This window comes from Streptomyces sp. NPDC059255, assembly GCF_042752355.1.
In the GTDB taxonomy this organism is placed as follows: Bacteria; Actinomycetota; Actinomycetes; order Streptomycetales; family Streptomycetaceae; genus Streptomyces.
In genome coordinates, this window is the sequence record NZ_JBHYZP010000009.1 from 192375 (window position 1) to 202260 (window position 9886).

The following is a 9886-nucleotide window of genomic DNA, read 5'->3' on the forward strand; positions in this document are numbered from 1 at the left end:
TCCGGCCACTCGTACGACCGGATCCCGCATCGGATGCTGTCCGACGTGACACAGTCAACGGACCTCACCCCGGACGGCGCGAAGGGCACCCCCGCACCCGTCCCCGTCCCCAACCCGGCTTCTGCTCCCGCCCCTGCACCGCGCGCGCCGGGGCGGATCCACCGGGCGTGGTTCGTCGCCGCCGTCACCTTCGTGACGATCATCGGCGCCGCCGCCTTCGCCTCGCTCCCCGGTCTGCTGATCGAACCGCTGCACACGGAGTTCGACTGGTCACGCGGCACGATCGGCTTCGCGGTCTCCGTCAACCTGGCGTTGTACGGGCTGACCGCGCCGTTCGCCGCGGCCCTGATGGACCGCTTCGGGATACGGAAGGTCGTCGCCGTCGCGCTGACCATGATCTCGGCGGGCGCGGTGCTGACGGTCTGGATGACCGCCGCCTGGCAACTGGTGATGTACTGGGGCGTTCTGGTCGGCCTGGGCAGCGGTTCGATGGCGCTCGCCTTCGCGGCGACGGTGACCAACCGCTGGTTCGTGGCCCGGCGCGGGCTGGTCACCGGCATCCTGACGGCCGCGGGCGCCTCCGGGCAGCTGGTCTTCCTGCCGCTGCTGTCCTGGCTCGTCGAGGCGCACGGCTGGCGCCCGGCCGCCGTCACCGTCTCGCTGACCGCGCTCGCCGTGGTCCCGTTCGTCTGGCTGCTGCTGCGCGACCACCCGGCCGACGTGGGCCTGTCCGCGTACGGGGCACCGGAGTTCGCCCCCAAGCCCGCACCGGTGCGGGGCGCCGCGCGGCGCGCGCTGTCGGTGCTGGCGTCGGCGGCGCGCACGGGGCCGTTCTGGCTGCTCGCCGGTACGTTCGCGATCTGCGGCGCCTCGACCAACGGCTTGGTCAAGACCCATTTCGTACCGGCCGCGCACGACCACGGCATGCCGATCACGGCCGCCGCGTCGCTGCTCGCGGTGATCGGTGTCTTCGACGTCGTCGGCACGATCGCCTCGGGCTGGTTCACCGACCGCTACGAGGCGCGCCGCCTGCTCGCGGTCTACTACGCGCTGCGCGGCGTCTCGCTGCTCTTCCTGCCGATGCTGCTGGCGCCGGCCGTCCAGCCGACGGACCCGTCGATGGTCCTCTTCATCGTGTTCTACGGGCTGGACTGGGTCGCCACGGTCCCGCCGACGATGGCTCTCTGCCGGGAGCACTACGGCGAGGACAGTGCGATCGTCTTCGGCTGGGTCCTCGCCTCGCACCAGGTCGGGGCGGCGGTCGTCGCCTTCGCGGGCGGTGTGACGCGGGACGTCTTCGGCTCGTACGACGTGATCTGGTACGCCTCGGGCGCGCTGTGTGCGGTGGCGGCGCTGATGGCGCTGGTGATCAGGCGCGGACGGAAGGCGGCGTAGCGCCCTTCTGCCGATTCCGGGCCCGGCTCCGGCGGGCGATCGCCTTCCCGATCCGGTGCGCGTCGAGGGCCATCTCGCGCAAGCTGCCGCTGATGGGGTTGGTGAAGCCGGTGAAGTACAGACCGGGCGCCTGCTTCGGGGTCCGGCGGCCGTGCGTCACCGGGCGGCCCCGGGCGTCCAGCACGCCCAGATGGCCCACCAGGCCCTCCAGCGCGCGGTGGTAGCCGGTCGCGGCGATGACGGCCTCGGGGGTGATCCGCGAGCCGTCCGCCAGGACGATCCCGTTCCCCTCGAAGGACTCCACCGCCGCCACCGGCTCGACTCTCCCTTTCCGTACGGCCTTGATCAGGCCCACGTCCTGCACCGGGATCGCGCCCTCACGCGCCCGTGAGTAGAGCCCCGTGTCCGGGCGGGGCAGCCCCTGCGCGGCCAGGTCGGGGACGGCGACCCGGGCCAGGACGGCGGCCGCCGCGTCGACCAGCCGGGTCGGCAGCCGGCGCACCAGGATCCCGGTCAGCTGCGCGGGCCAGCCCAGCGTGGAGCGGCGCAGGATGTGCGGAACGGTCCTGATGGCGAGGCGTACGCGCGCCGCGCCGCCCTCGGCGAGGTCGACGGCTATCTCCGCGCCCGTGTTGCCGACGCCGACGACCAGGACGTCCTTCCCGGCGTACGGCGCGGCGTTGCGGTACGCGGCGGCGTGCAGCAGCGCCCCGCCGGCCTCCTCGTACGCCTCCCGGCCCGGCCAGGAGGGCACGCGGGGGGTGTGGTTGAACCCGGTGGCCACGACGACCGCGCGCCCGGTCAGCTCCCGTCCGCCCGAGGCGCGCAGCAGCCAGCCGGCGCCGTCGGGGGAGCGGTCGATCCGGGTGACCTCCACGCCGGTGACGATCTCCAGCTTGTGGTGGGCCGCGTACACGTCCAGGTACCGCACCACATCGGCGCGCGCCACCCAACGCCCGAAGGAGCGCGGCATCTTGAGCCCCGGCAGCCCGGACCGGGCTCGCGTGGTGTGCAGCCGCAGCCGCTCGTAGTGGCCGCGCCAGGACGCCCCGACGGCCCCCGACTTCTCCAGGACGACTGCTCGTACGCCCTGTTGGCGCAGGACGGCGGCGACGGCGAGCCCGCCCGGGCCGCCTCCGACGACGTACACAGGTCGTTCATCGGCGAGGTCGAAATCTGCACACATGAAACCTGAGCGTAATTGGCTGCCCACTTGTTGGGTGCCGGTCAAGAAGGAAACCGGTTGCGAATCGATCACGCCCGCCGCACGGCAACCGACCACCCACCGGAGGCACCAATCGCGGGGTGGGGCGTCAGGGCCACAGCAGTTCGCGTACCCAGGCGAACTCGCGTACCGATGTGCCGGGCCGGGGGCTCTCGGTGGGGTGGCGGTAGCGGAGGCGTACGTGGCGGCGGTGTTCCTCGCCCTGGAAGAACTCGACCTCGTCCGGGACGAGGATGTACGCCGTCCAGGTGGGGGCCTCGGTGAACGGGGCGCGGCAGGCCTGTTCCCAGGCCGTTCGGCTCGCTTCCGCCAGTTCCTCCGGCGAGGCGAGTACGTCGCTCTGGCGGCCCACCAGGGCCGAGGCGAGCGCGCCCGTCGAGCGGGCGTGGAGGTCGGCGCTGCTCGCCCGCGGGGTCGCGGTCCGCACCGGGCCTCTGAGGCGTACGGCCCTGGCCTGCGTGGGCCAGTAGAAGCCGAGGGCGGCCTCGGGGCGGGCCGTGAGGTGGCGGCCCTTGCGGCTGGTGGCGTGGGAGGCGAAGTGCCATCCGTGGTCGTCGGCGTCGTGCAGCATCAGTGTCCGGACGTCCGGACGGCCCTGCTCGTCGGCGGTCGCGAGCGTCATCGTGTGCGGCTCGGGCTGGTGCGCGGCCACCGCCTGCGTGAACCACCGGTGGAAGAGTGTCAGCGGGTCGGCGGGCGCCGTGGCCGGGTCGAAGGCGGGCAGTGGGGCGCCGCCCGTGTCCCAGACGCGCTGGGCGTGCAGGAGGGTGCGAAAGGATTCCTGGGGGTGGCCGTGGCCGGTGTCGGTGCCGCCCATGGGGTGGATTGCCGGATCGTTTCGGCGCGCTACTTCGTGGGCTTCTTGCCGGTCATGCCGAGGTGGACCAACAGGGCGAGATTGGGCTTCAGTTCGGCCTGCTTCACGCCCCAGCTCTGGAAGCCCTTCTGGTGCGAGGCCACCGAGGCGAGCATGACGACCAGCGAGCCGGCCACCGCCGCCGGGCTGACGTCCTTGTCGACGCGGCCCTTGGACTGGAGCTCGGTCACCGACTCCGTCAGGGAGCTGGTCACCGAGTTGAGGATCTTCAGGCGGATCTTGTTGAACCGCTTGTCGCCCTCCGCCGCGCCCAGGTCCACCACCCGGAGGATCGCGTCGTGTTTGCGCCAGAAATCGAGGAACCCCTCGACAAGCTCCTCCGACGTCTGCCACCCGGCCTTGCCGATCCAGGAGCGGCCGGAGACCAGCCCGGTCAACCCGGTGCCCTCCTTGGCCATTTCCTCGGCGATTTCGAGGACCGCGCCCTCGACGTCCGGGAAGTACTGGTAGAACGTCGCGGGTGAAGTGCCCGCCCTGCGGGCGACGTCGATGACTTTCACGTCCCGGTACGGCGAGGAGCTGAGCATCTCGCCGAGACAGTCGAGCAGCTTCTGCCGCGTCGCCTGTCCGCGTCGACCAGCCACGCGGCCGTCGACGGTGCGCACTTGTCCTGTCATGCCGTCAGCTTACCGAGGGGTGATCGGAGCGCGATTTGGCCGAGTGCAAATGGGGAACCGGCCATCTCCCGCACGGGACCGCGGGGGCCGGTCCCCAGGTTGTGCACAGGATTAGTGTTATCAACAGCCTGTGGACAACTTCGGTGGATAACTCGGGGTGGCGACGGCTTCACCCTGGGACAATGAACCAATTGTTCGATTTCATCCGCTGCATTTCCGGCCAATCCGCATTAGCTTTGCTGTGACGGGCGCCACACGCCCGTGCACAGGGAAGGATCCGGTCCATGGCCGCATTCGCGGAGGGCACGCCGTGCTGGGTGGATGTGTCGCTCCCCGATCTGGAGGCGGGCAAGCGCTTCTACGGGGAGCTGTTCGGCTGGACCTTCGGCCGGGCCGCCGGGGCCGAGCGCGGGCACTACACGGAGGCGTTCAGCGACGGGAAGCGGGTCGCGGGGCTGGTCGCCAAGCGGGACGGCAGGATGCCCACGGTCTGGGGCGTCTACTTCGCCACCGACGACGCCGTCGCGCTCAGCCGGCGGATCAGGGAGGCGGGCGGTCAGCTCGTCCGGGAGCCCGTGGCGGTGGGGCGGTCCGGCGTCATGGCCCAGGCGGCGGATCCGGCCGGCGCGGTCTTCGGGCTCTGGCAGGCGGGCGACGAGGCGGGGTTCGAGAAGAAGGGCCTGCCGGGATCCTTCTGCTGGACGGAGGTCTACACAAGGGACAAGGCGCGGGTGGACCCCTTCTACGAGAGCGTCTTCGGCTTCCGGGGCGCGGACGTCCCCGGCGCGGACGCCTCCGGCGGTGGGGGCTCCGGCGTCGACTTCCGCATGTGGTTCCCGGCGGACGCGGCACCGGGCGCGGCACCGGGCGAGGCGGGCGCCGTGGGCGGGCGCAGCGTGATCACGGACGCCTTCCCCGCGGAGCTGCCCGGCCACTTCCTGAGCTATTTCTCCGTCGCCGACTGCGACAGGACCTCGGGCACGGCGGTCCGGCTCGGCGGCCGGATCACCGCGCCGCCCTTCGACATCGCGTCCGGGCGGATGGCGGTCCTGGTGGACAACCAGGGTGCGTCCTTCGCCGTACTGGAGGAACGCCCGGCGGAAGAAACGGAAGCGCCGGACGCGCCGAAAGCGCCGGAGGCGCCCCTGACGGAATCCGCTCCGGAATCCGTATCAGAGCCCGAGTCCGGATCGGAGCCCGAGTCCGGCAGAAAACGGCGGCTGGGCTGGAAACGGACTTAGGGTCTCCAGGCCCTAGGGTTTGTCCGTAGCGGAGCCTGGGCCGTGACGGGACTGCGACCGGCGATGCGGGGGACAATCCCCGGTAGGCGGGCGTCGCGGCGGGTGGAGATGTGGGTGGTTGTCCGGAACGGGGCGAGACACCCCGATCCGCCCCCGGGTTCGCAACCGCCGCCTCCGGCAGGAAGAATCAGGGCGCACGGGGGCCGTACCTTTGTGGCCCGTACGGGGAGGTGGCAGGCAAGTGGAGCAGCTGACGCAGCACGACCCGAGGCGTATCGGCCCTTTCGAGGTGCTGGGGCGGCTCGGGGCCGGCGGCATGGGGCTGGTCTATCTCGCTCGATCGGCGTCAGGTCGCCGCGTGGCGATCAAGACCGTTCGTACCGAACTCGCCGAGGACCAGCTCTTCCGGGTCCGCTTCACGCGCGAGGTGGAGGCGGCCCGCGCCGTCAGCGGCTTCTACACGGCTGCCGTGGTGGACGCCGATCCACGGGCCGCCGTGCCCTGGCTGGCCACGGCGTATGTGCCCGCGCCCTCGCTCGAAGAAATAGTGAATGAGTGCGGTCCGATGCCGGCCCAGGCGGTGCGCTGGCTGGCCGCCGGGATCGCGGAGGCCCTCCAGTCGATCCACGGCGCCAGTCTCGTCCACCGCGACCTGAAGCCGTCGAACGTGCTGGTGGTCGAGGACGGCCCCCGGGTCATCGACTTCGGGATCGCCTCCGGTGTCTCCAACACCCGGCTGACCATGACGAACGTGGCGGTCGGCACGCCCGCGTACATGTCGCCCGAACAGGCCAGGGACTCCCGCAGCGTGACCGGGGCCAGCGACATCTTCTCCCTCGGGTCCACCCTCGTCTTCGCCGCCACCGGACACGCCCCCTTCCACGGGGCGAACCCGGTCGAGACGGTCTTCATGCTGCTGCGCGAGGGCCCGGACCTGGAGGGGCTGCCGGACGAGCTGAGGCCGCTCATCGAATCCTGTATGCAGATGGACGCCGGGCTGCGGCCCTCGCCCGCCGACCTCCAGGCGCAGCTCGCCCCGCATCTCTTCGCCTCGGGCAGTGACGACAGCGGTACGGCCTCGGCCTGGCTGCCGGATTCCGCCACCGCGATGATCGAGCGCCGCCGCAACGGCGGCCGGGTCGCCGCCGTCGCGCGCCCCGCGGCCCCTCCCGTACCGCCGCAGCCCCAGCACCGGCCGCCGCGGCCCGCGCAGGCGCCCGACTGGGACGCCGCGTGGCGCCCCGACGGCGCCGGCCGGGCGAGCCAGGGCGGCGGACACGGCGGTGCGCACGCCGCCGCCCAGGGCGCCGTGCCCGGCGGGCAGCACGCGGCGCGGCCCGTGGGACCGGGCGCCGCCCTGCCCGCCGCCGCGCCGTCCGCCAGCCCGGTCCGGCTGCCGGGCGCGCCGGTCCCGATCGGCCCCGGGCCGCGCGTCGCGGAGACGCACGCCGTCGCGGACGCGGGCCCCGCCACCGGCTGGATCCGCCCGCCCGCCGGGCTGACCGGCGCGGAGCCGGCGCACGCAGCGCCGCACCCGGCCGTACCGCCGCTGCCCGTGCCCACCCAGCCGCCCGACGTGCCGGGGGAGGCCCAGCGCTGGCGGCCCTGGCGGTTCCGGATGTCCAACGATGTCTGGGGGACCCCGGTCGTCGACGGTGAGCTGCTCTACGTCACGTCCTTCGAGGTCCACGCGCTGGACGTGGCCAGCGGGCGCCGCCAGTTCAAGACCCGGGACGTGGCCTGGGCGATGGCGGTGGCCGGCGGCCGGATCCACGCCTCGGACGGTCCGACGCTCTACGCGCTCGACGGCACCAGCGGCACGGAGCACTGGCGCCTCCAGACCACCTCGTGGGTGTACTCCCTCAAGGTCGACCGCGGCACGGTCGTCACCGGCACCCGCGGCGGCGGCGTCCAGGCGTGGGAGGCGTCCAGCGGCGAGCGGCTGTGGGAGATCGCCGGCGCCCAGACGGACTTCGAGACCCCGGAGTCGGGCCCCACCATCGTCGACGGCACGGTCTTCGTCTGGAAGGACGCGCGGCTCCAGGCGCTGGACGCGCGCTCGGGCGCGGAGCGGTGGTCGTACCCCATCGGTGACGCGGCCTCCTGCGGCGGGGTACCCGTACGGGTGAGCCCCGCCTCCGACGGTCACCTCTACGTCGCGGCGGGCACCCGGGTGCTCTCCGTCGACCTCGCCACCGGCCATGTCCGCTGGCACTTCGAGGCGCCCGCCGTCTTCCTCTCCCCGCCGGCCTTCGCGCCGGGCCCGGCCGTCACGGGCGGCGGCGTCTACCTCGCCGACTACCTGGGCACGGTGTACGCGCTCGACGCGACCACCGGCAAGGACCGCTGGCGCATCGCGACCGAGTCCCGGCAGTCGATCGAGCCGGTCCTGGTCGCCGACGGCAATGTCCATGTGGGCAGCGGCAGCGCGCTGTACACCCTGGACGCGGTCACGGGCACGCCCAAGTGGCGCTTCGCGGCGGGCGGCGAGGTGATCGGCGCCCCGGTCGTCGCCGACGGGCGGCTGCACTTCGGCTCGGCCGACCACGTGCTGTACACGCTGGACGCGAGCGGCGGCCAGCTCCGCTGGAAGCTGGCGACGGGCGGCGAGATCACGGGGTCGCCGGTGGCACGGCGGGGCGTGGTGTACGCGTGCAGCAAGGACCGGTGCGTGTACGCGCTGGACGCGGTCAAGGGGACGGCGACGGGACGCGGTTCGCGGTAGCCCGCGCCGCGGCGGCGTCAGGAGCCCCGGTCCCGCGCCGCCGGTGTGTCAGTAGCCCCGGGGGTTCCGGGGCCGGTTGCCGCCGCGCGGGTCGTTGCCGGGCTCTTCGTACCACTGGCCGGTGACGGGCAGGGACTGCGTGTCGCCGTCGTGCGGCTGCTGTTGCTGCGGCTGTTGTTGCTGCGACCGGGGCTCGGGCCAGGGGTCGGGCTCGTAGCCCCGCTGCCCGTACTCCTGCTGCCCGTACCCTTGTTGCCCGTACCCCTGTTGCCCCTGCTGTCCGTAGTCCCGCGGGTCGTACGGCTGGGGCTCGTAAGGCCCCGGCTCGTACTGCTGCGGCTCGTACTGCTGGGGTGCGGGCGCCCGCTCCCAGTCGTCGCGCCCGGCCCGCCGGCGGCCGGACATCAGGAGCGCGGCCAGCAGCAGCGCCGCCCCGCCGCCCGCGGTGTACGCGACGCCGATGCCCAGACCGGAACCGTTCCCGCTGATGGCCAGGGAGCCGGCCGCCTGTCCCTGACGCACCATCCACAGCACGGTGAAGCCGAGGACGATCAGTCCGGCCAGCGCCACCAGCAGACGGGAGCGGGCCACCACCCCGACCAGGGTGACCAGGGCGGCGAAGGCGAAGGGCAGCAGGAGCGAGGTGACGAGCCCGGACCCGTTCGGGGTGACACCGTTGAAGAGATCGGCGACGCGGTAGTCGCGTCCGGCCCGCCCGTCGTACCAGGCGTGGAACGGCCCGAAGACGGCGGCCGCTGCCCCCGCGAGAGCGAGGATCGAACCGAAGATGTTGCGGACCATCGCCCGGCCTCCTTGGCTGTGCGGAATCCTGCTCCAGGTGCCGACGCTACGCCGGGTGCCTGGTGTGCGCCATGTGGCGCCTGCGGCTGTCCGTACGCGCTGCTACCCTGTCGCGCGCACTTGGCAGGTTCATGCGAGCCCCGCTCCATGGGGCCCCTGGGGGCCGCCGAGCGGTGCTGAGTAGTTGTACGTTTCCAACGGGGGGAGTGACTCGGCCTTGATGCGTCGACGTCTGAAGTTCGCGGCCGTACTGGTCGTGGTGGTGCTGGCTCTGACGGGGTTCTCCTCGTCCAAGGCCGGCAAGCGGGGCAGCGGAAGCAAGGGGAAGTCGAGCAGTAGTAGCAGCAGCGGCGGCGGCTGCTCGAACTCGAAGAAGAGCAACGGGTCGTCGGGGTACAACTCGGGCTCCCACCACAACGCCTACGACGACGATGACAGCTCGTCCGGCGGCAGTTACGACGACCCGACGCCGACGCCCGCCGTCACGGGGACCGCGGACGGCGTCGAGGCGCGGATCGTCACCTGCGTCCGCCCGGCGAAGGGCAAGCGCAAGGCGGTCACGTACGCGACCGTACGGGTGGAGACCCCGGTGGGGGCGGCCGACCGCTACGACATCGACGTGACGTTCACGGACGCCACCGGCCGGGTCGTCGACTCCGGCGAGACGGAGATCGACCTGGAGAGCGGCGAGACGGCGACGGTCAAGGTGGCGATGGACAGCCCGCGCCAGCTGTCCCGCGTGCGGAAGTGCGCGGTGAGCACGGCCCTCGACACCTGACCGGCCGGCGACGGCGACAGCGGAGAGGGCCGAGCGCGCAGCTCGGCCCTCTCCGCTGTTGTACCGCCGGTCGGACGGCTGGGGCGTCAGGTGACGTGGACGTCCTGGGTTTCGACGCTGACATGCGAGTCCCGGGGGTGATCGGTGACGTGCTGGTCGCCGGCGAGAGCCGGCGACGGCGCGGGCGCGCCCCCGGCGCCGATCAGGGGCGGGGTGAGCCGGGTTGT

The 9886-nt window shown here is 72.8% G+C and carries 8 protein-coding genes; 4 read left to right on the forward strand and 4 right to left on the reverse strand.

Annotated elements, in window-relative coordinates; translation table 11 throughout:
* Nucleotides 1-33 precede the first annotated feature (33 nt).
* Nucleotides 34-1395 (forward strand): MFS transporter, encoded by a 1362-nt coding sequence (locus ACFXKG_RS14660; protein WP_384837494.1) that lies wholly within the window; start codon nucleotides 34-36, stop codon nucleotides 1393-1395.
* On the opposite strand, the gene ACFXKG_RS14665 is transcribed toward ACFXKG_RS14660, so the two are convergent.
* The 3 genes from ACFXKG_RS14665 to ACFXKG_RS14675 form a co-directional block, all read right to left on the reverse strand.
* Nucleotides 1370-2581: a flavin-containing monooxygenase gene (locus tag ACFXKG_RS14665; RefSeq protein WP_384837497.1), complete on the reverse strand. Its 1212-nt coding sequence runs from the start codon at nucleotides 2579-2581 to the stop codon at nucleotides 1370-1372. The two genes, ACFXKG_RS14660 and ACFXKG_RS14665, sit on opposite strands and share 26 nt — an antisense overlap.
* 127 nt (nucleotides 2582-2708) lie before the next feature.
* Complete coding sequence (locus tag ACFXKG_RS14670) at nucleotides 2709-3437, reverse strand: pyridoxal 5'-phosphate synthase (protein ID WP_384837500.1); 729 nt, start codon at nucleotides 3435-3437, stop codon at nucleotides 2709-2711.
* Between the two features lie 29 nt (nucleotides 3438-3466).
* Nucleotides 3467-4114 carry a TetR family transcriptional regulator gene (locus ACFXKG_RS14675; protein WP_384837503.1) on the reverse strand — a complete coding sequence of 216 codons (648 nt, stop codon included), beginning with the start codon at nucleotides 4112-4114 and terminating at the stop codon, nucleotides 3467-3469.
* Between the two features lie 284 nt (nucleotides 4115-4398).
* Here ACFXKG_RS14675 and ACFXKG_RS14680 point away from each other — a divergent pair, with 284 nt between their 5' ends.
* On the forward strand, nucleotides 4399-5355 hold the full coding sequence (locus tag ACFXKG_RS14680; protein ID WP_384837505.1) for a VOC family protein: 957 nt from the start codon (nucleotides 4399-4401) through the stop codon (nucleotides 5353-5355).
* 241 nt (nucleotides 5356-5596) lie between these two features.
* Nucleotides 5597-8080: a PQQ-binding-like beta-propeller repeat protein gene (locus ACFXKG_RS14685; protein ID WP_384837508.1), complete on the forward strand. Its 2484-nt coding sequence runs from the start codon at nucleotides 5597-5599 to the stop codon at nucleotides 8078-8080.
* Nucleotides 8081-8128: 48 nt separating this feature from the next.
* Here the strand turns inward: ACFXKG_RS14685 and ACFXKG_RS14690 are convergent, their stop codons facing one another.
* Nucleotides 8129-8881, reverse strand: a complete 753-nt coding sequence (locus tag ACFXKG_RS14690) for a hypothetical protein (protein ID WP_384837511.1) — start codon at nucleotides 8879-8881, stop codon at nucleotides 8129-8131.
* Between the two features lie 220 nt (nucleotides 8882-9101).
* Between ACFXKG_RS14690 and ACFXKG_RS14695 the strand changes: the two genes are divergently transcribed.
* Nucleotides 9102-9659 carry a hypothetical protein gene (locus ACFXKG_RS14695; RefSeq protein ID WP_384837514.1) on the forward strand — a complete coding sequence of 186 codons (558 nt, stop codon included), beginning with the start codon at nucleotides 9102-9104 and terminating at the stop codon, nucleotides 9657-9659.
* Nucleotides 9660-9886: the final 227 nt, after the last annotated feature.

Excerpts from the sequence above, each read along its gene's own strand:
- ACFXKG_RS14660 (WP_384837494.1), top strand. The coding sequence starts at position 34 with ATGCTGTCCGACGTGACACAGTCAACGGACCTCACCCCGGACGGCGCG.
- ACFXKG_RS14665 (WP_384837497.1), bottom strand. The coding sequence starts at position 2,581 with ATGTGTGCAGATTTCGACCTCGCCGATGAACGACCTGTGTACGTCGTC.
- ACFXKG_RS14670 (WP_384837500.1), bottom strand. The coding sequence starts at position 3,437 with ATGGGCGGCACCGACACCGGCCACGGCCACCCCCAGGAATCCTTTCGC.
- ACFXKG_RS14675 (WP_384837503.1), bottom strand. The coding sequence starts at position 4,114 with ATGACAGGACAAGTGCGCACCGTCGACGGCCGCGTGGCTGGTCGACGC.
- ACFXKG_RS14680 (WP_384837505.1), top strand. The coding sequence starts at position 4,399 with ATGGCCGCATTCGCGGAGGGCACGCCGTGCTGGGTGGATGTGTCGCTC.
- ACFXKG_RS14690 (WP_384837511.1), bottom strand. The coding sequence starts at position 8,881 with ATGGTCCGCAACATCTTCGGTTCGATCCTCGCTCTCGCGGGGGCAGCG.
- ACFXKG_RS14695 (WP_384837514.1), top strand. The coding sequence starts at position 9,102 with ATGCGTCGACGTCTGAAGTTCGCGGCCGTACTGGTCGTGGTGGTGCTG.